At 68.9% G+C, this 25,691-nt stretch carries 26 protein-coding genes; 15 read left to right on the top strand and 11 right to left on the bottom strand.

The window, feature by feature from the left end:
- Window positions 1–88: 88 nt before the first annotated feature.
- The 4 genes from LXM88_RS25535 to LXM88_RS25520 all read right to left on the bottom strand — a co-directional run bounded on the left by LXM88_RS25535 (window position 89) and on the right by LXM88_RS25520 (window position 3,697).
- Window positions 89–1,435, bottom strand: a complete 1,347-nt coding sequence (locus LXM88_RS25535) for an ATP-binding protein (RefSeq protein WP_262545336.1) — start codon at window positions 1,433–1,435, stop codon at window positions 89–91.
- The gene (locus tag LXM88_RS25530; protein ID WP_096473868.1) at window positions 1,435–2,148 is read right to left on the bottom strand and encodes a response regulator; all 714 of its coding nucleotides are present in this window, start codon (window positions 2,146–2,148) and stop codon (window positions 1,435–1,437) included. Before LXM88_RS25530 ends, LXM88_RS25535 begins: the two co-directional genes overlap by 1 nt.
- A 46-nt stretch (window positions 2,149–2,194) precedes the next feature.
- Complete coding sequence (locus LXM88_RS25525; RefSeq protein WP_096473869.1) at window positions 2,195–2,500, bottom strand: hypothetical protein; 306 nt, start codon at window positions 2,498–2,500, stop codon at window positions 2,195–2,197.
- A gap of 108 nt (window positions 2,501–2,608) precedes the next feature.
- Complete coding sequence (locus LXM88_RS25520) at window positions 2,609–3,697, bottom strand: hypothetical protein (RefSeq protein ID WP_262545335.1); 1,089 nt, start codon at window positions 3,695–3,697, stop codon at window positions 2,609–2,611.
- 739 nt (window positions 3,698–4,436) lie between these two features.
- Here LXM88_RS25520 and LXM88_RS25515 point away from each other — a divergent pair.
- The 6 genes from LXM88_RS25515 (at window position 4,437) to LXM88_RS25490 (ending at window position 10,389) form a co-directional block, all read left to right on the top strand.
- Window positions 4,437–5,345, top strand: coding sequence for a sterol desaturase family protein (locus tag LXM88_RS25515; protein ID WP_262545334.1), 909 nt, complete (start codon window positions 4,437–4,439; stop codon window positions 5,343–5,345).
- 106 nt (window positions 5,346–5,451) lie between these two features.
- Window positions 5,452–6,156, top strand: coding sequence for an SDR family NAD(P)-dependent oxidoreductase (locus LXM88_RS25510; protein ID WP_262545333.1), 705 nt, complete (start codon window positions 5,452–5,454; stop codon window positions 6,154–6,156).
- An 85-nt stretch (window positions 6,157–6,241) separates the two neighbouring features.
- Complete coding sequence (creB, locus tag LXM88_RS25505; RefSeq protein WP_262545331.1) at window positions 6,242–6,958, top strand: two-component system response regulator CreB; 717 nt, start codon at window positions 6,242–6,244, stop codon at window positions 6,956–6,958.
- Window positions 6,959–6,973: 15 nt separating this feature from the next.
- Entirely contained in the window at window positions 6,974–8,425 is a 1,452-nt protein-coding gene (creC, locus tag LXM88_RS25500; RefSeq protein WP_262545329.1) for a two-component system sensor histidine kinase CreC, read from the top strand.
- Window positions 8,426–8,528: 103 nt separating this feature from the next.
- Window positions 8,529–9,920 carry a cell envelope integrity protein CreD gene (gene creD / locus LXM88_RS25495; protein WP_262545328.1) on the top strand — a complete coding sequence of 464 codons (1,392 nt, stop codon included), beginning with the start codon at window positions 8,529–8,531 and terminating at the stop codon, window positions 9,918–9,920.
- 262 nt (window positions 9,921–10,182) lie between these two features.
- Window positions 10,183–10,389, top strand: coding sequence for an oxidoreductase-like domain-containing protein (locus LXM88_RS25490; protein WP_262546922.1), 207 nt, complete (start codon window positions 10,183–10,185; stop codon window positions 10,387–10,389).
- Window positions 10,390–10,464: 75 nt separating this feature from the next.
- On the opposite strand, the gene LXM88_RS25485 is transcribed toward LXM88_RS25490, so the two are convergent.
- Window positions 10,465–11,925, bottom strand: coding sequence for an MFS transporter (locus tag LXM88_RS25485; protein WP_262545327.1), 1,461 nt, complete (start codon window positions 11,923–11,925; stop codon window positions 10,465–10,467).
- A 146-nt stretch (window positions 11,926–12,071) separates the two neighbouring features.
- On the opposite strand from LXM88_RS25485, the gene LXM88_RS25480 reads away from it, so the two are divergent.
- Genes LXM88_RS25480 through LXM88_RS25470 form a run of 3 tightly spaced genes read left to right on the top strand, consistent with a single transcriptional unit; the run spans window position 12,072 to window position 13,606 of the window.
- On the top strand, window positions 12,072–12,944 hold the full coding sequence (locus tag LXM88_RS25480) for a LysR family transcriptional regulator (RefSeq protein WP_262545326.1): 873 nt from the start codon (window positions 12,072–12,074) through the stop codon (window positions 12,942–12,944).
- Window positions 12,945–12,997: 53 nt separating this feature from the next.
- Window positions 12,998–13,264: a hypothetical protein gene (locus LXM88_RS25475; protein ID WP_262545325.1), complete on the top strand. Its 267-nt coding sequence runs from the start codon at window positions 12,998–13,000 to the stop codon at window positions 13,262–13,264.
- Window positions 13,265–13,285: 21 nt separating this feature from the next.
- A complete protein-coding gene (locus LXM88_RS25470) occupies window positions 13,286–13,606 on the top strand; it encodes a DUF7660 family protein (protein ID WP_262545324.1) in 321 nt (106 codons plus the stop codon).
- A 37-nt stretch (window positions 13,607–13,643) separates the two neighbouring features.
- On the opposite strand, the gene LXM88_RS25465 is transcribed toward LXM88_RS25470, so the two are convergent.
- A complete protein-coding gene (locus tag LXM88_RS25465) occupies window positions 13,644–14,546 on the bottom strand; it encodes a LysR family transcriptional regulator (protein WP_262545322.1) in 903 nt (300 codons plus the stop codon).
- Window positions 14,547–14,644: 98 nt separating this feature from the next.
- Between LXM88_RS25465 and LXM88_RS25460 the strand changes: the two genes are divergently transcribed.
- Window positions 14,645–15,625 (top strand): NAD-dependent epimerase/dehydratase family protein, encoded by a 981-nt coding sequence (locus tag LXM88_RS25460; RefSeq protein ID WP_262545321.1) that lies wholly within the window; start codon window positions 14,645–14,647, stop codon window positions 15,623–15,625.
- A gap of 116 nt (window positions 15,626–15,741) precedes the next feature.
- On the opposite strand, the gene LXM88_RS25455 is transcribed toward LXM88_RS25460, so the two are convergent.
- From LXM88_RS25455 to LXM88_RS25435, 5 genes are all read right to left on the bottom strand, one after another.
- Window positions 15,742–16,443 (bottom strand): DUF2848 domain-containing protein, encoded by a 702-nt coding sequence (locus LXM88_RS25455; protein ID WP_262545319.1) that lies wholly within the window; start codon window positions 16,441–16,443, stop codon window positions 15,742–15,744.
- 49 nt (window positions 16,444–16,492) lie between these two features.
- Window positions 16,493–17,812: an MFS transporter gene (locus LXM88_RS25450; protein ID WP_262545317.1), complete on the bottom strand. Its 1,320-nt coding sequence runs from the start codon at window positions 17,810–17,812 to the stop codon at window positions 16,493–16,495.
- 83 nt (window positions 17,813–17,895) lie between these two features.
- Complete coding sequence (locus LXM88_RS25445) at window positions 17,896–18,582, bottom strand: DUF4286 family protein (protein ID WP_262545315.1); 687 nt, start codon at window positions 18,580–18,582, stop codon at window positions 17,896–17,898.
- A gap of 101 nt (window positions 18,583–18,683) precedes the next feature.
- Complete coding sequence (locus tag LXM88_RS25440; protein WP_262545313.1) at window positions 18,684–19,730, bottom strand: LysR family transcriptional regulator; 1,047 nt, start codon at window positions 19,728–19,730, stop codon at window positions 18,684–18,686.
- A 194-nt stretch (window positions 19,731–19,924) separates the two neighbouring features.
- The gene (locus LXM88_RS25435; RefSeq protein WP_262545312.1) at window positions 19,925–20,716 is read right to left on the bottom strand and encodes an SDR family NAD(P)-dependent oxidoreductase; all 792 of its coding nucleotides are present in this window, start codon (window positions 20,714–20,716) and stop codon (window positions 19,925–19,927) included.
- A gap of 401 nt (window positions 20,717–21,117) precedes the next feature.
- Between LXM88_RS25435 and ypfJ the strand changes: the two genes are divergently transcribed.
- The 5 genes from ypfJ (at window position 21,118) to LXM88_RS25410 (ending at window position 25,690) form a co-directional block, all read left to right on the top strand.
- Window positions 21,118–22,008: a KPN_02809 family neutral zinc metallopeptidase gene (gene ypfJ / locus LXM88_RS25430; protein WP_262545310.1), complete on the top strand. Its 891-nt coding sequence runs from the start codon at window positions 21,118–21,120 to the stop codon at window positions 22,006–22,008.
- A gap of 146 nt (window positions 22,009–22,154) precedes the next feature.
- Complete coding sequence (locus tag LXM88_RS25425; RefSeq protein ID WP_262545308.1) at window positions 22,155–22,895, top strand: helix-turn-helix transcriptional regulator; 741 nt, start codon at window positions 22,155–22,157, stop codon at window positions 22,893–22,895.
- Window positions 22,896–22,946: 51 nt separating this feature from the next.
- Complete coding sequence (locus LXM88_RS25420) at window positions 22,947–23,609, top strand: hypothetical protein (protein ID WP_262545307.1); 663 nt, start codon at window positions 22,947–22,949, stop codon at window positions 23,607–23,609.
- A gap of 150 nt (window positions 23,610–23,759) precedes the next feature.
- A complete protein-coding gene (locus LXM88_RS25415; protein ID WP_262545305.1) occupies window positions 23,760–23,957 on the top strand; it encodes a hypothetical protein in 198 nt (65 codons plus the stop codon).
- Between the two features lie 230 nt (window positions 23,958–24,187).
- Window positions 24,188–25,690, top strand: coding sequence for an aldehyde dehydrogenase family protein (locus LXM88_RS25410; protein ID WP_262545304.1), 1,503 nt, complete (start codon window positions 24,188–24,190; stop codon window positions 25,688–25,690).
- The last annotated feature ends 1 nt before the right edge of the window (window position 25,691 follow it).

Below are 25,691 nucleotides of genomic sequence, written 5' to 3'. Positions count from 1 at the left end.
CCTCAAGCGTTAAGCCTCAAGTCCTCAAGCCCTCAAGCCCTCAAGCCCTCAAGCCCTCAAGCCCTCAAGCCCTCAAGCCCTCAAGCCCTCAAGCCGACAGCGAAGGCCGCGCCGGCCCGGACGAATCGAGCGGCAGCGTGACGACGGCCTCCAGCCCGCCGCCATCGCGGTCGCGGAACGTCAGCGACCCGCCGTGCAGGCGGGCGATCCGCTCGACGATCGCGAGGCCGAGGCCGGTGCCGCCGGCGTGGCTGCGTGCGTTCGCGCCGCGGCTGAACGGCGCCTTGAGCCGTTCGAGTTCCGCCGCGCCGATGCCGTTGCCGCGATCGCTGACTACCGCGTACGCGATCCCGCGTTCGCTCCACGTGCGCACGCCGAGGCCCGTACGACCGTAGACGACCGCGTTCTGCATCAGGTTCATCAGCAGCCGCATCAGGCTGATCGGTCGGAACGCGAACGCGGGCACATCCCCTTCGTCGAACTCGAATTCGTGGCCGAGCCCCGCAAAATCCGCGACGAGCTGGCCGATCAGCGCATTCAGGTCGCCGGTTTGCGGCGTTTCGCGTTCGCCGCTGCCCGCGTAGTCCACGAATTGCTGCAGGATCGTGTCGATCTGGTCCAGGTAGTGCTCGGCCGATGCGGTGAGCGCGTCGTGCGTGCCGCGCGGCAGTGCCATCGCGATCGCAAGGCGCAGCTTGGTGAGCGGCGTGCGGATGTCGTGCGACACGCCGGCCAGCATCAGCGAGCGGGTGGCTTCCGCCTGCTGCAGCGCGTCGGCCATCCGGTTGAACGCGCGGCTCACGTCGGCGATTTCGGTCGGGCCGTCAGTTGGCAGCGGCGGCGGGCGCTCGCCCGCGCTGACGCGCTGTGCCGCGCGCGCCAGCGCATCGAGCGGCCGGTTCAGGTGGAGCTGGATCAGGTAGCCGGTCAGCGCCGCGAGCAACGCCAGCCCGACCGACAGCACGAGCGCCGTCGTAATGCCGCTCGCCTGCGCGTCGGCGGCCATCGGCAGCGGCACCCAGACCGGCGAGCCGGCGGCATGCAGCCGGATCCACAGGCGTTCGTCGTCGCCCGATTGCCAGCGCGCCGGGAGGTCGGGCGGCAGATGGCGTTCGAGCGCCTGCATGAACACGTCGCGCTGCCAGGTGCGGAAGAAGGCTGTCAGGCTCGGCGCATGCGGCGGCGCGGCGGGCGGCGGCGATGCCTGGCCGCCGAGCTGCGCGACCATCGTGCGGCCCGTGTCGGCCGGCAGGCCGGCCAGCGTGCGGTCGAGCAATTGCACGTAGTCGGAGAAGATGATCGAGGCACGCTCGATGCGCGGGCGCTGCACGGAGTGCAGCAGCACGCCAAGCGAACAGGACAGCGACAGCGCGACGAGCGCGACCAGCAGCGCGATGTTGCGCGCGAGCAGCGAGCGCGGCAGAGGGAATCGCATCACGGCTCGACGCCGGCCACCAGCATGTAGCCGATGCCCCAGACCGTCTTGATGAAGCGCGGTTTGCCGGGATCGTCCTCGACGATCTGGCGCAGCCGCAGGATCTGCACGTCGACGCTGCGGTCGAGCGCGGCGTGGTCGCGGCCGCGCGCGCGGGCGAGCAGGTTCTCGCGGCTCACCGCGCGGTTCGGCGACGAGCCGAGCGCATGCAACAGCAGCATCTGCGCCGAATGGATCTCGACGGGCACGCCGTCGCGCATCAGCGTCTGCTGGCCGACGTCGAACGTGAACGCGCCGAAGCGCAATCGTTGCGACGTCACCGTCGGCTCGCCGGCCGCCATCTTCTGCCGCCGCAGCAGCGCGCGGACGCGGGCCACGAGTTCGTCGGGGAGAAACGGCTTCGCCAGGTAATCGTCGGCGCCGGTCTCGAGGCCGACGACCTTGTCCGCCGCATCGCCTTTCGCGGTGAGCATCAGGATCGGCAGCGTCTGGCCTTCCGCGCGCAGGCGCCGGCACACGCTCAGGCCGTCTTCGGGCTCCATCATCAGATCGAGCACCAGCAGGTCGTACGGTTCGCGCTGCAGCAGGCGGTCGAGCCGCTTGCCGTCGGCGACCGCGCGGACCTGGAAGCCGTGGCCGGTCAGGAAGCGCTGCAGCATGTTGCGCAACTCGGCTTCGTCGTCGAGCACGACGATCCTGCAGGACTGTTCCATCGGTTGCCTCCCGGTGCGTTCCGCGCGGCCGGACTTGCGTCCGGGGTCAGCGGGCCGCCATGCGCTGGCGCATGAAACTGGCGATCTGCGCGAGCGTGACGTAGCCGTTGTGCTGCGCGTCGATCTCGTCGAAATGCTGCGCAACCATCGGCATGCCCGCGGCGGCCTGCTCGCGGGTGAGCTTGCCGTCGTGCGTCGTGTTCGCGGTGGCGAAGCGGGTCTGCAACTGCATGAGCGCATGTTCGACGCGTGCACCGCCGTTCGCCGCGCCCGGCGGCACCTGCTGAGCCGACGCTGCTGCTGAGACGATACACAAAACGACGACGGCAATCATCTTCTTGATGGACTTCATTGGGTTTCTCCTTGCGTGGCCGACGGTCTGCGCCGGCCGGGTGGTTGATGAAACTGAAACGGATGGAAAACGAAACGGGGCGATGAACGGATTCAGGCAGATACCGGGTTACGCCCAGTGCGCGGGCACCCAGACGCGGCCGGCCCAGTGGCCGGGCACCCAGACGACGGCGCGCGGCGGATGAGCGACATATACGGCGCGCGGCGCGACGTACACCGATCGCGGCAGCGGCGGCGCGAGGTACAGGACCTTCGGCGGCGGCGGTGCGACATAGACGATGCGCGGCGCGGGGGCGGGCGCGATCACGACGGCCTTCGGCGGCGCAACACGCACGACTTTCGGCGGCGGCGTGACGACGACGGTTTTTGGGGGCGCAGGGGTGACGACGACGACGGCCGGTGCGGGCGGCGGCGGTGCGACGACGACGGCAGCCGGTGCCGGCGCTGCGACAGCGACCGTGGTGGTCGGCGGCGGCGGAGCCGCCACAACCACTGCGGCCGGCGGCGGCGCGACGGGCACTGTCCCCCCCGCAACGACAACCGTGCCGCCTGCGGCCGTGCTGCCATGGATCACCGTCGTGCCGCCGGTCGAAACCGTGCCGCCATGCACGATCGTCGAGCCGCCCGACGTCGTCACGACGCCCGGCGCCACGCGCGTCGCGCTGCCGGCATGCGTGACGCTCCCGCCGTCCGTGCCCGTCACGGTGCCCGAGCGCGAGCAGGTCGAGCCCGCGCAGTTCGTCGACGCGGTGTGGCTGGCAGTGTTGCCGCCCGATCCCGTGATCGTGCCGCTCGACGAGTACTGGCCCGGGCCGTTGCGCGTCACGCTGCCCGCCGTCGATGCGCTGCGGCCGTCCGATCCCGTCAGCGAGCCGGTATGCGAGCAGGTGCCGTCCGCGCAGCTCGTGTCGCCGCTGTGCTCGACCGAGCGCCCGTTCGGGCCGACGGCGGTGCCGCTGTTCGCAAACTGGCCCGGCGCGGTGCGCGTGACGGTGCCGGTATTGGTCGCGATGCCGCCGGCGGGGCCGATCACGCCGCCCGCATGCGAGCAGCTGCCGCCGCCGCATGAGCCGGCGTGTGCGCCGCTGTAGGTGCCGCGCGGCGTGTAGGCGGTGCCGTGGCCGGACCAGCCGGCGAAGGCCGGTGCGCTGGCGAGCGTGACGAGTGCGGCGGCGGTGAGAAGGAAGCGGGTTTTCATCGGGTGTCCTTGCGGTTCGTTGCGGTGCACGCAGTGGCGTGGCGACGGGACGAACTTTAGGACGGCGACGCGTGCCAGTCGCGTCATAAAAGATGTCGCGGTGTTACATGTGACGCACCTGTTTTCGGTACGACGAATGCGTGCAGCGGAAGCGCCGATCGTCGGCGTGCCGCACCACGCAAGGCCGACGGCGATGCAGTCGCGTGAGGGGGGGCATGCGACGGTATCGATCGACGCGCGTCCTGCGCAATCCGAACCGGTGTCGCGGTGACATGCGGCGACATATTTGCCGACCGAATCGTGCGTGCGCTGCGTTGCGCCGTGTGCATCCAACGCGGATAGCACGGCACGTACGACCGGAGCACGCTCCACCTCGACATGCAGTCGTAGCGACGTACCGTCCGATGAATGGCCCAGCGATCGGAAACCGCCGTGTTCGTGTGTCGCGCATCCGCATCCGTCGACACATGTAGTGGGCACGGTCGACCGGCCCCGCCACGACATACGGCGACATATTTCGCGCGCGACATGTGCACGCCGGGCCATCAACCGGCGAACCTCCAGTCCACAAGCGCCCGCAACCGCCACCCGCCGCATGAACGCATTTCACCGCGACATACGGCGACACATTTCCCGCGTGGTTTTTCCGTTCCGCGCCCACTACAGTGCGTTCCATTCGACGCGACGGCGGCACGTGCCGCACATGACGCGTCCGACTCAACCGAAGGAAAGACCCATCATGCTCACGACCACCGGAAAGCTCGCGTACTTCGTCACGCTCTTCATCGTCGCCGTTTCGCTCGTCGAGGCGGCCGTGCTCACCTGGCGCCGCAGCCGCCAGCCCGAACCGTTCGACTGGAACGAGGTCTGGCTGTCGCTCGCCGATCTCGCGGGCCGCAAGCTGCTCGCGCTGGTGCCGTTGTCGCTCGCCACGCCGGTGTTCGACTTCGCGTGGGCGCACCGGCTCTTCACGATCCCGCTCCACAGCGTCGCGCTCGCGCTGCTCGTGTTCATCGGCCAGGAGTTCTGCTACTACTGGTATCACCGCGCGTCGCACCGCGTGCGGTTCTTCTGGTCGACCCACGCGGTGCACCATTCGCCGAACCAGCTGACGCTGTCGTCCGCATTCCGTCTCGGCTGGACCGGCAAGATCGCCGGCGCCGCGATGTTCTTCACACCGCTCGTGTGGCTCGGCGTGCGTCCGGAAGCCGTGCTCGCGATCCTGTCGTTCAACCTGATGTACCAGTTCTGGCTGCACAACACGTGGATGCCGAAACTCGGCTGGCTCGAATACGTGTTCAACACGCCGTCCGCGCATCGCGTGCACCATGCGTCGAATCTCGACTACCTCGATGCGAACTACGGCGGCGTGCTGATCGTGTTCGACCGGCTGTTCGGCACCTACGTCGCCGAGCGTGCCGACGAACCGTGCCGCTACGGCCTCGTCACGCCGACCCGCTCGCGCAATCCGTTCGTCGTCGAGCTCGAGCACTGGGCGAGCCTCGCCCGCGACGTCGCGACGGCCCGCGACGTGTGGACCGCGATCCGCTTCGTGATGCTGCCGCCGGGCTGGCGTCCGGGCAACCAGGGCGAAACGACCGAGGAACTGCGCCGCCGCAGCCTCGGCGCTACTCGCACGCAAGCGTGAACGGCGCTACGCTGTCGAAACGCCGGCCGCGCACGCTCGTGTCGCGGCCGGCATGCCCCATGCATCACGCATCAACAACCCACCTTCGCTCCAGGAGAGCATATCGATGGAACACGACCTGAAAGGCAAGGCAGTCGCGATCACCGGCGGATTCGGTCATCTGGGCGTCGCGACGGCCGCGTGGCTGGGCGAGCGCGGCGCACGCGTCGCAATGATCGGCCGCGGCGCTGCGCAGACGCTGCCCGGCGTGCCGGCCGACGCGCTGCGCATCGGCGGCATCGACCTAGTCGACCCTCAGGCCGCCGCACGCGCGCTCGAATCGGTGCAACGCGAATTCGGCCGGGTCGACGCGCTGCTGAACATCGCCGGCGCATTCGTGTGGCAGACGATCGCCGACGGCGACGCGGCCACGTGGGACCGCATGTACGAGCTGAACGTGAAGACCGCGCTGAACGCGTCGAAGGCCGCGCTGCCGTACCTGCTCGCGAGCCCGGCCGGCCGTATCGTCAACATCGGCGCGGGCGCGGCGTTCAAGGCCGGCGCGGGCATGGGCGCTTATGCGGCCGCGAAGGCCGGCGTCGCGCGGCTCACCGAGGCGCTGGCGGCCGAACTGCTCGACCGCGGCGTGACGGTGAACGCGATCCTGCCGAGCATCATCGATACGCCGCCGAACCGCGCGGACATGCCCGACGCGGATTTCACACGCTGGGTCCGGCCGGAACAGATCGCGGCGACGATCGGCTTCCTGCTGTCGGCCGACGCGCAGGCGATCACCGGCGCATCGATTCCGGTGAACGGCCGCGTCGCGTAGCGCGCCCGGGCGGTGCCGTGGCTCGCGCCGCGGCCGGCCGTGCGTACAATGTCGCACCGGAAACGCGCGAGCCCAGCCCGAGACCATGAATCAGCCCAATATCCTGATCGTCGAAGATGAAATGGCGATCGCGGACACGATCGTCTATGCCCTCGGCACGGACGGCATGCAGACCGTCCACTGCACGCTCGGGCAGGCGGCGCTCGACCATCTGCGCGACACGCGCTTCGACCTGGTCGTGCTCGACGTCGGCCTGCCGGACCTCAGCGGCTTCGAAGTGTGCCGGCGGCTGCGCACGTTCACCGACGTGCCGGTGATCTTCCTCACCGCGCGGCACGACGAAATCGACCGGATCGTCGGGCTCGAAATCGGCGCCGACGACTACGTGGTCAAGCCGTTTTCGCCGCGCGAGCTGGCCGCGCGGGTGCGCGTGATCCTGCGGCGCTTCTACCGGACTGCCACGCCGCAACCGACGCCCGCGCCCGCGCCGGCAGAGGCGCAGGCCGCGATCACCGCGCCGGGCTTCGTGCTCGACACCGACGGTGCGCGCGTGACGTGGCTCGGCCATGCACTGGACCTCACGCGCTACGAATTCGGTCTGCTGGCGCTGCTGGTCCGGCATCCGGGGCGCATCTATTCGCGCGAACAACTGATGGACCTCGTGTGGCACGAGGCGCTCGATTCGGCCGACCGCACGGTCGACACGCACATCAAGACGCTGCGCGCGAAACTGCGCGCGATCGATCCCGAGCGCGACCCGATCCGCACGCATCGCGGGATGGGTTATTCGCTGCAACCGTAACGACCGGCACAGCTCATGCATATCGGCCTGCGCATCTTCTTCGGCTTTTTCCTGATCGTCGGTCTTGCCGCGCTGATCACGCTGCGCGTGTTCGTGCAGGAAGTGAAACCCGGCGTGCGCGAAGCGATGGAGGACACGCTAGTCGACACCGCGCAGGTGCTGGCGACGCTGGCCGCCGACGACATGGCGAACGGGCATATCGCCGACGGCGCCTTCGCGCGGCAGCTCGAAAAACTGCACGCGAGCCCGGTCAGCGCGAACGTGTGGGGCATGCACAAGAACACGATCAGCTATCGCATCTACATCACCGACGCGCACGGCATCGTGCGCTACGACTCGGACGGCGGCGCGGTGGGGCAGGACTATTCGCGCTGGAACGACGTGTACCGGACGCTGCGCGGCGAATACGGCGCACGCAGCACGCGCTCCGATCCGAACGACGAAAGCAGCACCGTGATGCACGTCGCGGCGCCGATCCGGCGCGGGAACGAGATCATCGGCGTGCTGACGATCGCGAAACCGAACCAGACGGTCGCGCCGTTCATCGCGCGCAGCCAGCGCAAGATCATGCTGTACGGCGCGTTGCTGATGGGCGGCGCGATCCTGATCGGCGCCGCCTGCACATGGTGGCTGGTGCTCGGCCTGCGGCGCCTGCAACGCTATGCACGCGCGATCGCGGCGGGCGAGCGCGCGGCGATGCCGCTGCAGGGCGCGAACGAGCTGGCCGAGCTCGGGCGCGCGGTGGAAAGCATGCACCAGCGGCTGGAAGACCGGCAGTACGTCGAAACCTACATCCACACGCTCACGCACGAGATGAAAAGCCCGCTGGCCGCGATCAGCGGCGCGGCGGAACTGCTGCAGGAAGAGATGCCGGTCGCGAACCGCCGGCGCTTCACCGAGAACATCCGCCGCCAGGCCGGCCGCCTCGAACAGATGATCCGCAAGCTGCTCGCGCTGGCCGAAGTCGAGCAGAAGCAGCGCCTGTCGGTGCATGAACCGGTCGCGCTGCTGCCGGTGCTCGAACAGCTCGTCGAGGATATCGAGCCGCGTGCGCGCCCGCGCGGCGTGAGCCTGCGGATCGATGCGAACGACGCTTCCGATCCGGCAATCGTCGAAGGCGATCCGTTCCTGCTGCGCCAGGCGCTCGGCAACCTGCTCGACAACGCGCTGGATTTCGCGCCGCGGGGCAGCACGATCCGGATCGCGCTGGAGCGGCAGCCGGCGGGCAGGGCGCACGTCGCGGTCGTGCGCGTTGCCGACGACGGCCCCGGCGTGCCCGACTACGCGCTGTCGCGCGTGTTCGAACGCTTCTATTCGCTGCCGCGCCCCGACGGGCAGGATCGCAGCACGGGCCTCGGGCTGTGTTTCGTCCGCGAAGTCGCGATGCTGCATCGCGGCCAGGTCGCGCTCGCGAACCGCGACGAAGGCGGCGCGTGCGCGACGCTCACGCTGCCGTCGCCGGGCTGACCGCGCTTCACGCTCGCCACACATTCGCTTCACACCGGCTTCAAGCGCCGTTCACCGGGCCCGCTCATGCTGACCGTATCTTCCACTCCGGTACCTGTCAGCAATGAATCGAGTCCTGTTGTTCAAGTCCGTGATCACCGCGTTTCTCGCGCTGGCGATCCTGATCCCGCTGCACATGGTCCAAAGCATCGTGCAGGAACGCGCCGAGTATCGCCAGAGCGCATTGCAGAGCATCTGGGCGAGCTACGCGGGGCCGCAGACGGTGACGGGGCCGGTGCTCGTCGTGCGCTACACGGAAATCACGCGCGTGCGCGACGAAACGAAGGCCGGCGGCGCGGCGAAGACGAGCCTGAAAAGCGAGACGAAACGTCTGCTCGTGTTTCCGAAGACGCTGAAGGTCGACGGCACGCTCAAGGTCGAGACGCGCTACCGCGGCATCCACAAGGCGCTCGTGTACGGGCTGGACAGCCGGCTGACGGGCACGCTGGCGCTGCCGGACCTGAAGAAGCTGCCGCAGGCCGACGGCCACGTGAGCTTCGCGGTCGACAGCGCGTATGTCGCGATCGGCATCGGCGACATTCGCGGGCTGAAGGCGCAGCCCGACCTGCGCGTCGGCGGCAAGCGGTTCGACGTGGAGCAGGGCACGCGGCTGGACAGCCTGCGTCAGGGCGTGCACGCGAATCTCGACCTTGCAGCGCTGGCGGACGCAAACGCAGGGGCCGTCGTGCCGTTCAGCGTCGACCTGCCGCTGGCGGGCGCGGAATCCGTCGCATTCGCACCGGTGGCCGACCAGAACGATTTCTCGCTGACATCGACATGGCCGCATCCGAGCTTCGGCGGCGCGTTCCTGCCGGGTGAGCGCACGATCGATGCGCATGGGTTCACCAGCAACTGGCACGTGACGTCGTTCAACACGAGGGCGCGCGAGCAGGTCGCGACCGGCAACGGGGAGGGTGCGATCGAGATGGCGTCGGTGTCGGTGATCGAACCCGTGAACGTCTATCTGCAGGCCGAACGCGCGACGAAGTACGGCGCGCTGTTCGTGATGCTCACGTTCGCGAGCTTCTTCATGTACGAACTCGTGAAGCGGCTGCGCATTCACCCGATCCAGTACCTGCTGGTCGGCCTGTCGCTCGCGCTGTTCTTCCTGCTGCTGCTGAGCCTGTCGGAGCACATCGCGTTCGGTTATGCCTATCTCGCGGCGAGCGGCGCATGCATCGGGCTGCTGGGCTTCTACCTGTCGTTCGTGCTGCACAGCGTGAAGCGCGGCGCGACGTTCGCGGCGCTGCTCGCGATGCTGTACGCGGCGCTCTACGGGCTGCTGCTGTCGGAAGACAACGCGCTGATGCTCGGTTCGCTGCTGCTGTTCGCGATCCTCGCCGGCATCATGACGCTCACGCGCCGCATCGACTGGTATGCGCTCGGCGCCGCGTGGCAGCCGCTGGCCGACAAGTCGGGCGCGGATGCCGTGAAGCCGGGCGCGCCGGCGAAGTAAGTGTGCGGGATCGCGCGTGCTGCCGGCCGGGGTTGCCCCGGCCGGCCTGCCGGTTCATGCATGAGACGAAGGCCGGCGGAATCGCACCCGCGGAATTTCGGCGACGGCCGTGATCAGGGATCTCGCGGCGCTTGACGGTACCGCGTACCTCGAACTCGTGGGGGGGCCGCGTGCGCGCGCCTGCGGACGGATCCGACGCTGGCGGCAGGCCGGGCGGCATCCACTTATACTGGTGGACGTTCCTCGTCATTCGATCTTCGCCGTGCCCACGCCTGCCCCCACCGATCCGTCCGATTCGTCCGCCGACGATCCCCGTCCGACCCCGCCCGAACAGCCTGAACTGGAAGACTGCTGCAACAGCGGCTGTTCACCGTGCGTTTTCGATCTGTATGACGACGCGCTCGCGCGCTATCGCATCGAACTGGCCGAGTGGGAAGCGCGGCAGGCGCAACGCAAACAACGCCGGTGAGCCGGATGCCGGCGAGCGGCCGCGCATTCGCGATTCCCGCTTCGGTCCTGCCGGCGGTGCGATCTCCGTCCCGCGTCACGCGCCCGCATGCCGCCGCCGATGCAGCGGCCCGAGCGCCGTCGACAGCGCGATGCACGCGAGCAATACGACCGTCAGCGTGAACATCGACGTCCGGAACCCCTGCACGTAATCGACCGCGGCCGGATGCACGCCGAGCCGCGCGAAGAACACGCCGCCGATCGTCGCGGCGCCGACGGCTGCGCCGATCTGCAGCATCGCGCTGACCATCCCTGACGCGACGCCCGCGCGCGCCGCGTCGACTTCCGCTAGCACGATCCGCACGACCGACGGCAGCACGAGCCCTTGCCCGATGCCGATCGCCGCGATGCCTGCGTAGAAGCCGGGCCCGGGCGCGCTTTCGCGGGCGAGCACGGCGGCGGTCGCGACGCCGGCCGCCAGCATCATGTAGCCGAGCGTCAGCACACGATACCCACCGAACCGGCCGACGAGGCGCGGCATCAGCAGCGGGCTCGCGAGGAAGCCGAGCCCGAGCGGCAGGATCGCGAACCCCGCCGCGAGCGGCGACCAGTTCAGGCAGCCCTGCAGATAGATCCCGTAGCTCAGGAAGAACGCGCTCAGCATGTAGAACAGAAACGCGAGCATCAGCCCGAGCGCGACGACCGGGTTGCGGAACAGGCGCACGTCGAGCAGCGGATCGTGGCCGCGGGCGAGCCTGCGCGCTTCGACCGCCAGCAGCGCGCCGAGCATCGGCAGCGCGCCGACGACGCACGCGATCATCCACAGCGGCCAGCCGGCCTCGCGGCCCTGCGTGAGCGGGTACACGAGCATCAGCAGGAACAACGACATCAGCACCGTGCCTGGCACGTCGATGCGCTGGCCGCGCGGCGGCCGGTTTTCCGGGATGAAGCGCCAGCTTCCGATCAGCGCAAGGATGCCGATCGGCAAGTTGACGAGGAAGATCGCGCGCCAGCCGAGCCCGAACGGATGCAGGCTGATCAGTGCGCCGCCGCCGAGCTGGCCGATCACGGCCGCGAGGCCGAACGCGAAACCGTAGTAGCCCATCACGCGCACCTGTTCCTGCGGGCTGAACACGCTGCGGATCGTCGCGAGCACCTGCGGCGCGAGGATCGCCGCGAACAGGCCCTGCAGCACGCGGCCGCCGACCAGCACCGTACCGCTGCCGGCGAGCCCGCATAGCGTCGACGCGAGCACGAAGCCGGCCATCCCCAGCATGAACATGCGCTTGCGGCCGTACAGGTCGCCGAGGCGCCCACCGGTGATCTGCACGACCGCGTTCGCGCACGCATAGGCCGATACGACGAGCTGGAGCTCGGCCGGGCGCGCGCCGATGCCGTCGCGGATGGCCGGCAGCGCGAGATTCACGATGAAGTAGTCGAGCGGCGGCAGAATGGCGCCGACCAGCAGGACCACGAGCGCCCAGCCGTGATGGCTGCGCGGCGTCGCCGCGGCAGCCGCGCCGGCCGGCGCGCAAGGGGCAAGGGTGGGGTTCGTCATGAACGAAGGGTCCGAAAGAATGAGGGCCGTATGCGCAAGTGGCGCAGGCCGGCCATTGACCGCGTATTCTGGGTGCGGTCAATGAATCGGAAAAGCGGGAAATGGTGGTAGCATCCATCGGGTTATTCGATGGATGGAGAATGGTGATGCGCGGTTTCGACCTGGACCAGTTGCGCACTTTCGCGGCGGTCGCGGATGCCGGCAGCCTGACGGCCGCCGCGCCGCTGCTGCACCTGTCGCAGTCGACGGTCAGCGAGCAGGTGCGCAAGCTCGAATCGCGCGCCGGCGTGCCGCTGTTCGTGCGCAGCAAGCGCGGCGTCGAGCCGACGCCGGCCGGCACGCGGCTGCTGCAGCACGCTCGGCGCATCGTCGCGCTGAACGAGGCCGCGTTCGACGAACTGCGCGGGCAGGCGATCAAGGGCGAGCTGCGTGTCGCGATCACCGACTACTACCGGACGAATGAAGTCGCGGGCATGCTGGCGCGGCTGCGGGAGTGCTACCCGCAGCTGAGCCTGCACGTGAGCGCGATGAAGAGCGCAGACATCGAGACGGCGCACGCGAGAGGGCAGATCGATCTCGGTGTCGTGATGCATCTGTCGAGCGGGCCGTTCCGGCCGGCGTCGGCCGATACGCGCTGGGTGTTGCGGCGCGAGCCGCTGTCATGGGTCGCGTCGCCGGCGCTGGCCGAGCAATTGCCCGAGCCGTTGCCGCTCGTGCTGCTGCCGGACGACTGCATGATGCATCAGATCGCGCTGCGCTCGCTCGACGAGCAGCACACGCCGTACGTGCTCGTGCACAGCGCGTCGGGCGTCGCGGGGCTGCAGTCGATGCTTGCGGCGGGGCTCGGTGTCGGGTGCCTGTGCGCGTCGGCGATCGGCGACGGGATGATGCGGCTCGGCGCGAAATACCGTCTGCCGCCGCTGCCCGACGCGGTGTTTTCGCTGACGCCGCCGATGCCGGGCGAACGCGAAACCGTCACGCAGGCGCGCGAGGTGCTGTCGCGGCAGTTGCTGATGTGAGGGAGGCGGGGTCGTGAGATGCGACGACACGCATTCGACGGGAGGGGGTACCGATGAAAATCGCGAGAGACTTCGGAATTGTCGTGCGGCGGGCGGCGCTGGTCGAGAAAGGTGCCGACCTCTCGAAAATCCTGCTCGAATTCAATTTCACCCGCTGCTTTGACGAATCGGAGCGGTTAGTGTCGCTCGGCCCGTTCTTTGGCGGCGATGCAGCCGACGATTGCATGAGATCGCTCGAGGGGCTGGGCCTGACCTACTTCGATGATTTCTTCATCGTCGAGGAGAACTATCCCGGGTGGTGTGCGCTGGAAGCTTTCTGAACCGAGAGCGGGGGCCTACGCATGAACGACGAACTGAAAAACCAGATGGCCGCGAGGCTGCAGGACGCGCTGGAGCGCGTGGTCGACGAGCGCTCGCTGATCCATTTCCTGCGCGTGCTCGGCCACGACTGGAACACGGAGCGGCAGCTCGAAGCCGACTTGCCGCCGTCGCCGTACGCGCGCGGTGCGCTCGGCTGGGAAAACGGCTCGATCGGCGCGTACCTGGAGGCGATGGTCGACTGGGCCGAAGCGTCGGAGGAAGGGTTGCGCTTCTACGCCGTGCCCGGCAATCCGTGGCGGCGCATCGCGGACATCCTGTTCGCCGGGAAAATCTACGAGTAACGCGTTCCGGGCGATTCGCGCGGCCTCTTCACGCCGTCTATTCGGCGGCTTCGCCGTCGGCGTACGCACGCAACCCGTCCGCCAGCGCATCGAACACGGCCCGGCAGCGCGGGCTCGTCCGCAGGTCCTCGTGCATCACGACCCAGGTTTCCAGCTTCATCGCGGGCCCGTCCGGCAGCACGCGCACGAGCCGCGCGTCGCGTTTCGCGAGCCCCGTCTGGCAGAAGCCGACACCGTAGCCGGCGCGGATCATCGCGAGCTGCGCGAGGTTGCTGTCGGTGCGCAGCGCGAACGCCTCGCGCTTCCAAAGCGGCATTCCGCGCCCCGCCGAACGGATGAACGGCGTGATGGTATCGAAGCCGATCAGCGCGTGATGCGCGAGTTCGTCGATCGTCGCGGGCGTGCCGTTGCGCGCTATGTAGTCGTCGCGCGCATACAGCCCGACTTCGAGCGCGCCGACGCGCCGCGCGACGAGTGCGTCCTGCGCGGGCGGCGCCATCCGCACCGCGATGTCGGCCTCGCGGTTCAGCACGTCCTGGATGCGGTCGGTCGGCACCAGTTCGATGACGAGCCCCGGATGGTCGCGCCGCAATTGCGAGAGCATGGGCGGCAGCACCTCGACGGCGATCACGTCGCTGGCTGAAATCCGCACGGTGCCGCGCACGCCGGCGCCGTGGCTCGCGGCCGCGCGCTCGAACGCGGCCGCCGCGCTGCGCAGCGCCTCCGCATGGCCGCGCAGCGCGAGCGCCGCCTCGGTCGGCAGCAGGCCCGACGGCGAGCGCGTGAACAGCGTCTGGCCAAAGGCGGCCTCGAGCGCCGCGACGTGGCGGCCGGCCGTCGGCTGCGTAATGCCGAGCGCGCGCGCCGCGCCGGACAACGAGCCTTCGGTCAGTACCGCGAGGAAGGTGCGGTAGCGTTCCCAGTTCAGATCGGTGGTCATGCATAAATGTATAGCTGATCAGCCAGGCTAGGCAATTCCTTGTTAGTCGTCGGCGCGCCAGAATGCATCTCACGACGGTTCATTCAAGGAGAGCGGTTATGACGACGAACGCAGGCGGAACGCAACGACAGGCACTCGTGCTCGGCGCGAGCGGCGGGATTGGCGGGGAAGTCGCGCGGCAGTTGCGCGATGCCGGCTGGCAGGTGCGCGCGCTCAAGCGCGGGCTCGATGCCGAAGTCGTGGAGCGCGACGGGATGACGTGGATGCGCGGCGACGCGCTGGATCGCGAGGCGGTGGTGCGGGCCGCGCGTGGCTGCAGCGTGATCGTGCACGCGGTGAACCCGCCCGGCTACCGGAACTGGCCGACTCAGGTGCTGCCGATGATCGACAACACGATCGCGGCGGCGACGGTGGCGCAGGCGACCGTCGTGCTGCCCGGCACGGTCTACAACTACGGCGCCGACGCGTTTCCGGTGCTGCGCGAGGATGCACCGCAGCATCCGACGACGCGCAAGGGCGCGATCCGCGTCGAACTGGAGCGGCGGCTGCAGGAGGCGACCGCGCAGGGCGTCCGGACGATCATCGTGCGCGCGGGCGATTTCTTCGGAGTGCGTGCCGGCAACAACTGGTTTGCGCAGGGGCTGATCAAGGCCGGGCGGCCTGTGTCGACCATCAGCGTGCCGGGGCGGCCGGGCGTTGGCCATCAGTGGGCGTATCTGCCGGACGTCGCGCGCACGATGGTCGAGCTGATCGAGCGGCGCGACACGCTGGAGCCGTTTGCGCGCTTCCATCTCGGCGGGCATTGGGATGCGGACGGCACGCAGATGGCCGAGGCCATCAGTCGCGTCGCGCAGCGGCACGGGATGCGACCTGCCGTGCGCAAGTTCCCGTGGTGGCTCGTGTGGGCCGCGGCGCCGTTCGTCACGACGCTGCGCGAAATGCTGGAGATGCGCTACCTGTGGCGCGAGCCGCTCCGCATGGACAACGCGCGGGTGACCGCGGTGCTCGGCCGCGAGCCGGTGACGCCGCTCGATACGGCAGTGGAGGCGACACTGGCGGGGTTGGGGTGTCTCAAGTGAACGGCGACTTGTTGCCGGTCGGCGAGCGAGAGCTGGCGGGCACGATGCCGTTCGTAGAGACGCATGGTGCCCGCCGACATGTCGTGCACATCGGCATCAGTCGCGTCGCTCCCCCGTCACGCCACGACCGGCAGCACGTCGACCGCATACCGGTGCCGAATGCTGCGCCCGAGCACCGGATCGTGCAGTTCCATCTCGAAAGCGTCGCCGTCGCCCATCGCCGCGATCGCGCCATGCACGGCGACCGTGCCGCCATACATCGCGCAGCGCGCGGGCATCGTGCGGCGGTCGTCGAAGCGCTGCCACAGCGCGTCCGGCGCAAGCAGGCCGCTGACCGCGCCGTGCTGATACGCAATGCGCTCGCCGTCACGCGCGATCAACCACGAGCGCATCTCGATCGCATCCCAGTGATCGGCGACATCCGCGTAAAGCCACGCATCGCACCCGAGCGGTTTCGCGCACACCTGCTTCGACACTGCCACGCCGTACGCCTCGACTTCGCGATCCGTATGATCGGAGCCGACCGTGACCAGCGTGCCGGCCGGGCTGTCGACCAGCACGCATTCGATCTCGCCGCCCGAGCGTGCGCCGAGTACGCCGATCGACGGCGCCTGCGTAAGCAGCGCGGACGATACGCGATAGAAGCACGGCGTGGTCGAAGGCGGCGCGACGCCGAGCGCCGCGAGTTCGTCGATGTGCGCGCGAATCGCTGCCGGATCGCGGCCGGCCCAGCCGGCAATCACGACGCGCTCGATCTCGACGTCGACGGCGGCCGGCGCGCGTTGCAGGGAAATCACGTTGAACGACAGGGCTTGCATGCGGATATCCGTTTGAAGTGCGAAGGAATGAACCGGCTGGCGGCGGCGCTCAATCCGCGAGCGGCCGATGCGCGGTCTCGCGCGCGGCGAGGAGTGCGATCGAGGTGACGACGAGCGCTGCGGTGACATACAGCGACACGGCCGTGGTCGTACCCGTCTGCCGGAACAGCGTGGCGATCACGAGCGGCGCGAAGCCGCCGCCGACGATGCCGGCGAGCGTGTACGCGAGCGACGAACCCGCATAGCGCACGCGCGTCGGGAACTGTTCGGTCACGAACGCGCCCTGCGGGCCGTACATCACCGCATGGATCACGAGGCCGATCGCGACAGCGGCGACGATCGCACCCGGGCGCGCCGAATCGAGCATCACGAAGAACACGAATGCCCACACGACACCGGCGATCGCGCCGGCGAGGTACACGGGCCGGCGGCCGAAGCGGTCCGACAGCGCACCGAAGAATGGCACCGCGAGCGCGTTGCAGGCCGTGCCGACCATCACGGCCGTCAGCGCGACGGGGCGCGACAGGTGCAGCACGGTCGTCACGTAGGTCAGCGTGAACACGACGATCAGCGCATACAGCACGTCCGAGCCGATCCGCGCGCCGCCCGCGATCAGCAGGCGCCGCCAGTGGTACTTCAGCACGTCGGCGACGGGTACTTCGGCGGTCGCGTGCGAGTCGGCGAGTTGCTCGAACTGCGGCGTTTCGTCGACGCCGCGCCGCAGCCAGAAGCCGAACACGACGAGCAGCGCGCTGGCCGCGAACGGCACGCGCCAGCCCCACGACAGGAAGTTCGCGGACGTGGTCGACAGCGTCACGAGCGCGATGCAGCCGGTGCCGAGCAGCGTGCCGAACGACGGGCCCATCTGCGTCCACGACGCGGACAGCCCGCGCCGGTTCTGGTCGCCATGCTCGACCGACAGCAGCACCGCACCGGCCCATTCGCCGCCGAGCGCGACGCCCTGCACGAAGCGCAGCGCGACGAGCAGGATCGGGCTGAGGATGCCGACCTGCGCATAGGTCGGCAGCGCACCCATCAGCGCGGTCGTTACGCCCATCAGCAAGAGCGTGAGCATCAGCACCGCGCGGCGGCCGATGCGGTCGCCGAGATTGCCGAACACGAAACCGCCGAGCGGGCGCGACACGTAGCCGACCGCATAGGTCGAGAACGCGAGGATCGTGCCGGCCAGCGGATCGACCGACGGGAAGAACAGGTGGTTGAAGACGAGCGCGGCGAGCGTGTTGTAGATCGTGAAGTCGTACCACTCGAGCGACGTGCCGATCATGCTCGCGGTCGCGAGTCGGCTGTTGCGGACGCGGCGGGGCGCGTGGACGGCGGGCTGGGCGAGAGTGCTCATGGTATCGGGCATGTCGTGACGGAGAACGGGATCAGGCGCGGGGCCGACGCGTCGGCCGCGTGCGGAAGCGGCGCGGCCGGCGTCGGCGTTAGCGTTCAGGCAGGCAGTGCAGCGGCGGTCGGCTCGACTTCCGAGCCCTGGTGCGCAACCTGCTGCGGCGCGGCGGCGCGCCACAGCAGGTTGAAGGTGCGCACGTCGTCGTGCCCGGCGAGTGCGATGGCCACGCGGCGCGTCGCGGCGGCGTCGCTGCCTTCGATCAGCACGAGCGCATCGGCGGCCGGGCGGGCGGCCGCATCGGCGCCGATCGGCGCGGACAGGTCGGGCGCCGTGCGGAAGAGCCGCGCGGCGTGGATGCACGGCTCGCGCAGCGCGTCGTCGAAGCGTTCGCGCAGTGGCGGCACGTCGATGCGATCCGGCGGCAGCACGAACAACGCGAGATGCGCGCCTTCGCCGTCGCCGGCCTCGATCGTCAGTTCGCCGACGCGCCGCTGCGTGCCCGTCATGCGTTCGAAGTTCGCGAGCGACCATGCGGTCTGCTGCGTGAATGCGCGCCGGTACGCGTCGCTACGGAACACGTCGAGCGCGTCGGTTACGTACAGCGCGAGGTATTGGCGCGGGCCGCCGTCGGTCGCGCGAAAGCGCCGTGCGTGCGTGAAGCCGGGAATCGCGACACGTTCCTGCATGTGCTCGCGGTCGTACCACGCGTTGAAATCGGCTTCGTGCGCGGGGTCGATATCCGTCCAGACGCAAAGCTGGCCGTGCGGAAGGGAAAGGCGGGTCATCGCGGGGTTCCTCGTGACGGGGGGATGTCAGGAACCGCAGTTTCCCGAAGACGGGCCGCGCCCGTCCAACAAGAAAACAAATTCGCGGTGAACAGGTTTTCTTATGAGCGGCGCGGACGGCGTTTTGCCGGTGCGGCGGCGGGCGGCGCGGATTTCGACGCGCGCTTTGTTGTTGTCTTCGTATTTGCCTTTGTTTTGGTCAACGTACGGGCGGGCGATGCGTCGACCGGTTCGGGGCTCGCCGCTGCGACCGGCTTCGCGACGTTCGCGGCAGCGGCCATCGCGCGCGCGACCTCGCTCGCCAACTCGGCGATGCGCGCGGCGACCGGCAGGCCCTGGCTGCGATACGTCGCGACGAGCGGCAGCGCGGGGAATTCGGGCTCGACGTCGAGCAGTTCGAGCGCGCCTTCGTGCAGCTCGCGCCCGATGATCGCGGGCGGCAGCGCGGCCACGCCGAGGCCGTCGGCGACGAGGCGGATCATCGCGGCGACCGACGTGATGCAGTTGATACTGGCCGGCCGCTCGACGGCCGCGAACAGCCGCTCGATCGTCGCGTGCGGCCCCGAGTGGCGCGAGAAGCTGATGATCGGGAATTCCGCGAGGCGCGCGACGTCGAGCGGCTGGCCGCCGAGCCCGAGGCGCGGGCTGGCGGCCCAGCGCACCGGGAATTCGCACAGCGGCAGGTTCGTGAAGTCGGGGCCCGGCACCGGGTCGGTCTGCAGGATCAGGTCGACGCCGTCGGTGCTGAGCAGGCGGATCAGGTGCAGCGTCGTGTCGCTCGTGATCTCGACGTCGAGCCGCGGATAGCGCTCGCGCAGTTGCGCCATCAGCGCCGGGAACCAGCTATGCACGATCGATTCGATCACGCCGATCCGGATCAGGCCGGCATCGCTTGCTGCGTCGATGTCGCGCCGCATTTCGCCGTCGAGCCGCACGATCCGCTCCGCGTAGGCCAGCATGCGCCGGCCCGCGGGCGTGAGCGTGGCCGAGCGCGTGTTGCGGTCGAACAGGCGCACGTCGAACGCCTCTTCGAGCGACGCGATGCGGCTCGACACGGCGGCTTGCGTCGTGTGCAGTTTTTCGGCGGTCAGCCGGAAGTTTTCCAGCTTAGCGAGCCAGACGAAGGTTTCAAGAAACCGGATGTTCATCGACGTTCGATCGGTAAGGCGGCGCCGGGCGGGGCGGCAGGATCGGTCGATGGTAGCGGATTTTCGGCGCGGGAAACGAGCGGGCGGTGCGGTGAGCGCGCCGTAGCAGGCGTCGGGGCGGGCGTCGGCGTCGGAGCACATGCATGGAACGCCGCCCGCAGCGATGCGTCACGCGGGCGGTGCGCCCGTGCGCATCAAAGCTTGTCGAACGCGAGCGTCGGCACGTCGACGACCATCGCACCGCCGTCCGCGACGAGCGTCGCACCGGTCACGAACGACGCATCCGGCGACGCGAGGAACGCGCACACGGCCGCGATTTCGTCCGGATCGGCCGCGCGCCGCAGCGGTACGTCGGCGCTGACGCGTGCGTATGCACCGTCGAGTGTGTCGCCATGTGCGGCCATCAGCGGCGCCATTTCCGCATCGGCCATCGGCGTGCGGACCCAGCCCGGACAGACGGCGTTCGCGCGGACGCCGTGCGGGCCGTAGTCGCGCGCGAGCGACCGCGCGAGCCCGAGCAGCGCGTGCTTGCCGACCGTGTAGCCGCACACGCCGGGCCCGGCCGCGAGCGCCGCGATCGACGCGACCAGCACGATGCTGCCGCGCTGCGCGATCAGGTCGGGTACACATGCACGCGCGCTGACGAATGCGGTATCGAGGTTCGCGTGCATTGCGTCGCGCCACTGCGCGTCGTCGGTTTCGTCCGCGCGGCCGACGCCGTGGCCGCCTGCACAGGCGACGAGCGCGTCGACGCGGCCGAAGCGTTCGGCGATCCGCGGCAGGAAGCCGGCCCAGTCGGCGGTGCTTGCGGCGTCGCCGGCAAGCGCGAGTCCGCTCGTTTCGGCGGCCAGCGCGTCGAGCGGCGCCTGACGCCGCCCGATCAGCACGACGCGGTCGCCGCGGCTGGCAAAGCGGCGCGCGCATGCGGCGCCGATGCCGGTGCCGGCGCCGGTGATCGCGATCGTGCGGGGTGGCGGGTGCGTCATGTCGTTCTCCGGAAGGGTGTCGTGTCCGGTGACTTTAGGCGGCGCCGGCGCGCGCCGGTATCAGCCGAAAGGATGAACGCAGGGTCGGCCGGTCGGCCGCAGTGATCGTGGCCCATTTTGCAAAAGCTGACGATGTCCGGCGCCGAATCGCTCTATCCTCCACATTTTTGGGATAAGTCACGAAAGCCCGGCAGAATAGCGCGGGCGAGCGAGCGCATCGACGCGCGGCGCGTCGGCAGGCCGATTCCGTCGTTCGTGCGGAGCGGCAGGCCGGCGAGATCGGCGCGAGCATGCGCCCGATGCGCAGGCATCGGGTTTGCCGATGGAACGTGTCGCCACGGCGTATCCCCGGTTGCGCGCTGGCGCGGCCGGACCATCGACAAGAACAGGGAGGGCCGGTTATGAGGCTGGACGACGAAAGAGAAAGCATGAACGTCGAGGATCGCCGCGGCGCCGGCGGGTTCGGCGGCGGGCGCGGCGCGACGATCGGCATCGGCACGATCGTGGTCGCGCTGGCCGCGTCGTATTTCTTCGGGATCGACCCGCGCGTGGTGCTCGAAGGCGCATCGGCGCTGCAGGGCCGCCAGCAGCAGGCGCAGCCAGCGCAGCCAGCGCCGGCGCAGCGCCAGGGCGCGCCGGCGAACGATCCGGGCTCGGTGTTTACGCGCAAGGTGCTGGGCAATATCGAGCGCACGTGGGCGGGCGTGTTCAACACGCAGCTGCATGCGCAATACGAGCCGCCGAAGCTCGTGATGTTCACGAACTCGACGCCGACCGCATGCGGCACGGGCCAGACGGCGATGGGGCCGTTCTACTGTCCGGCCGACCGCAAGGTCTATATCGATCTAGGCTTCTACGACGAACTGCGCAAGCGTTTCGGCGCGGGCGGCGATTTCGCGCAGGCTTACGTGATCGCGCACGAAGTCGGCCATCACGTGCAGAACCTGCTCGGCATTTCCGACAAGGTCGACGCCGCGCGCAGGCGTTCGAGCCAGGCGCGCTCGAACGCGCTGTCGGTGCGGATGGAACTGCAGGCCGACTGCTTCGCCGGCGTGTGGGCGAACAACGCGCAGCGCGCGAACCAGCGGCTGATGGAGCCCGGCGATTTCGAGCAGGGGCTGAAGGCGGCGGCCGCGATCGGCGACGATCGGCTGCAGCAGCAAGGGCAGGGTTATGTCGTGCCGGAAAGCTTCACGCACGGCAGCAGTGATCAGCGCGTGTATTGGCTGCGGCGCGGGATGGAGGCGGGCCAACTGAGCGCCTGCGACACGTTCGCCGCGAACGCGCGCTGACAGAGGGCGCGCACCGTCGCGCCCCCGTATCGTCCCGGCCACACCGGCCACACCGGGACGACTTGCCGATTTGTGCTCACCGGCGCTTTTCGGCGCCGGTAGGCTGGCTCGAACTTCGACGCGTTCGCCCGCCAGCCGATTCCACCATGCCGCCCCCATCCGTTCCCGCCGACCAGGACGCCGCCGATTGGCAACGCGCGCTGCGCGCGTGCGTGGACGCGTTCGACGCGTTCGCGAGCCCGTCCGCGATCGTGTTCTACCGGCTCGACCAGAGCGGCGAACCGGCCGATTTCGAACTGTTCGGGATGCCGGAATCGATGCATCGCACCTATGTCGCGCGCTACCGGATGCTCGATCCGCTGCATCCGTCGCGCTGCGCGGCCGGCGAGCACGCGGTCGTCACGCTCGCTTCCCAATTGCCTGACGAAAGACGCAACGCGTCCGCGTACTGGACCCGTTTCCTGCGGAGGCACGACGTGGCCGACGTCGTCGAGATCTGGTTGCGCGATGCGGGCCGTACGGTCGGCGCGTTCTCGTTGCTGCGCTTCGGCACGGATGAAGCAGGTGGAGGCGCGGCCGTGAACAGCACGGCGGGCCGGTTCGCGCCCGGCGAGGTCGACGCGCTCGCGCGGCTGCAGCCCGTCGCCGAAGCGGCGCTGAGCCCGCTGCTGCGCGCGCGGCGCGGGATTCACCGGATCGGTTGCGAGGAACGGCTGACCTACCGCGAGGAACAGATCGCGCGCCTCGTGCGCGACGGCCGCTCGAACAAGGAGATCGCGCGCGATCTCGCGCTCGGGCAACCGACCATCAAGACGCACCTGATGCGCATGTATCGGAAGCTCGGTGTGTCGAATCGTACCGAACTGGTCGGGGCGTTGTTTCTGTAATTCAGCGGATAATCGCGGTCCGGACGTCGAACCTTTCGCGATCGCAGATTCATGAATACCAAACCGCTGCTGGCCGTGCTGTTGTTCTGGCTGGGCTCCTCGACGGTCTTCGCGCAAGAAGGCGACCGAGACACATGCTTAGTGCTGCAACCGACACGGATGATGGCCTACGACGCCGACGCGGCCATCACCCATCCCGGCGACGGATGGCTCGCGTTGGCGCCGGACGGGAACCGTTGGAAACTTGCGCCCGCAAGCATCCGGCTCGAACCGGTGCAGCCGGACGGCGAAACCGTCGACATCACGTCCAATGTGAAAAATGCCGTTGCGCTGCTTCGGTGCAAACCGCTGAGGAAGGGCCGCGTCGACGCGGTGAACCTGGCGTTCACGAGCGGCGGAACGGTGATCGAGTCCGGCGTCAAACCGCTGCGGTTCGGTTTCCACGGCCGCCGGTACGCGCTGCGCTATACAGCATCCGGTTCTGTGATAGCCGAAGGCGACGGCAAGCGGTCGGTCCTGCATGACTTCGGCGGCAGCACGCCGCCGTTCCGCGTGACCCTGATCTGGACGGGCGACCTCGATCGCGACGGCCGGCCCGACTTCCTGATGGAATTCGAAAGCGAGATCGGCGCCAACTTCTGCCTGTTCACGTCGGGCGGCGCCAGAAAAAACGAATTGGCCGGGCCCGAAAGCTGCTGGGATGTCAGCGGCTGACATCTGATAGGCATGGGCCGCACGCACGGCGTGTCGACTCACACCAAACTGATCGAGGAGCGGTTCCGGCAATCGCTTTGTTCGCCGGCACTTGAGATCGTGCAGTACCATGCGCGATCGTCGTTTCAATAACAACCAAGGGCCGGAAAAATGGACACCGCTATCATTGCCGCTTCGCTTGCGGTCGTCGCGTTGAGCATTGCGCTGCCGATCTTCATCATCAGAACGGTGAGAAGCGGGACGTACGATTCGCTGTACTTCCTGATTCCGCTTGCGCTCGGCGTTTATTGGCTGGATTACCAGGCATACGACTTCCTCGCATCGATGGCGCACGGTTTCAGAAACTAGCCTTTCAACGACCGGACTGATAGTCCGGTATCTGAACAGCGGCTGTCCGCGCCGATCTCGGGCCAGTTTTCGGCCTCGCCCAGCCACACGCCCCGCGGGGTTCGAACCCGCCACTTTCCCCCACACGCTGCCAATTTGCGCTCACCGAGCGCGATCCCTCGTCGATACAGTGGTCCGACGCCCGCGTGCCCACGCGCACGCGGCCCAGCCACGACAATCATCGAGACGCCATGACCTCCACGAACTTTGTCGCTGTCAGCGACACCGTGCGCACCTTCGTTGCGCGCGATTTCGGCCTCTTCATCGACGGTGACATGCAGCCCGCGCACGCGGCTGCGCGGCTCGACGTGTACGACCCGGCGACGGGAGAGCGGCTCGCAACGGTCGCGGACGCCGACGAACACGACGTCGATCGCGCGGTCGCCAGCGCGAAGCACGCGTTCGACACACGCGTGTGGAGCGGCCTGCGCCCGGCCGACCGCGAACGCATCCTGCTGAAACTCGCCGACCTGATCGAACGCGACGCCGAAACGCTCGCGCAGCTCGAAACGCTGAACCAGGGCAAGTCGATCCACGTGTCGCGCGCGATCGAGGTCGGCGCGAGCGTCGAATACGTGCGCTACATGGCCGGCTGGGCGACCAAGATCACCGGCCAGACGCTCGACGTGTCGATCCCGTTCCCGCCCGGCACGCGCTATACGGCTTATACGCGCAAGGAACCCGTCGGCGTGGTCGCCGCGATCGTGCCTTGGAATTTCCCGCTGATGATCGCGGTGTGGAAGCTGATTCCCGCGCTCGCGGCCGGCTGCACGATCGTGCTGAAGCCGTCGCCGGAAACGCCGCTCACCGCGCTGCGCCTCGCCGAGCTCGCGCGCGAAGCCGGCGTGCCGCCCGGCGCGTTCAACGTCGTCACCGGCGGCCGCACGTGCGGCGCCGCGCTCGCGAGCCACCCGTCGATCGCGAAGATCTCTTTCACGGGCTCCACCGCGACCGGCAAGCTGGTCGGTGCGGCGGCCGTGCAGAACATGACGCGCTTCTCGCTCGAGCTCGGCGGCAAGAACCCGATCGTGATGCTCGACGACATCGACGTCGCGCAGGCGCTCGACGGCGTCGCCGCCGGCGCGTTCTTCAACCAGGGGCAAGTGTGCGCGGCCGCGTCGCGCATCTACGTGCATCGCAGCAAGTTCGCGCAGCTCGCGGACGGCCTCGCGGGCGTCGCGCAGTCGATGAAGCTCGGCGCTGGCCTCGACACGACCGCGCAGATCAACCCGCTCGTCTCCGCGCACCATCGCGACAAGGTCGTCCAGCACATCGAGGGCGCGCGCCGCGCCGGCCTCACGTTTCTCGCGGGCGGCACGCCGGCCGACGACTTGCCCGGCTATTTCGTGAAGCCGGCCGTGATCGCGGATCCGCATCCGGACAGCGCGATCGTGCGCGACGAGGTGTTCGGCCCGGTGATCGTCGTCGTGCCGTTCGACGATGCGGCCGACGCCGTGCGCCTCGCGAACGCGTCGCCGTACGGGCTTGCCGCGAGCATCTGGAGCAACGACCTGACGCGCGTGATGAACCTCGTGCCGCAGATCGAGGCCGGCACCGTGTGGGTGAACTGCCATATCCCGCTCGACCCGTCGATGCCGTTCGGCGGCTACAAGCAATCGGGCATCGGCCGCGAATTCGGCCAGTACGCGATCGAAGGCTTCACCGAAACCAAATCCGTCTGCATCGCGCACTGAC

It is taken from the genome of Burkholderia sp. S-53 (assembly GCF_025560745.1).
GTDB lineage: Bacteria > Pseudomonadota > Gammaproteobacteria > Burkholderiales > Burkholderiaceae > Burkholderia > Burkholderia pyrrocinia.
Note: the sequence above shows the minus strand (reverse complement) of the source record. Positions and strands in the feature narration are given on the sequence as shown.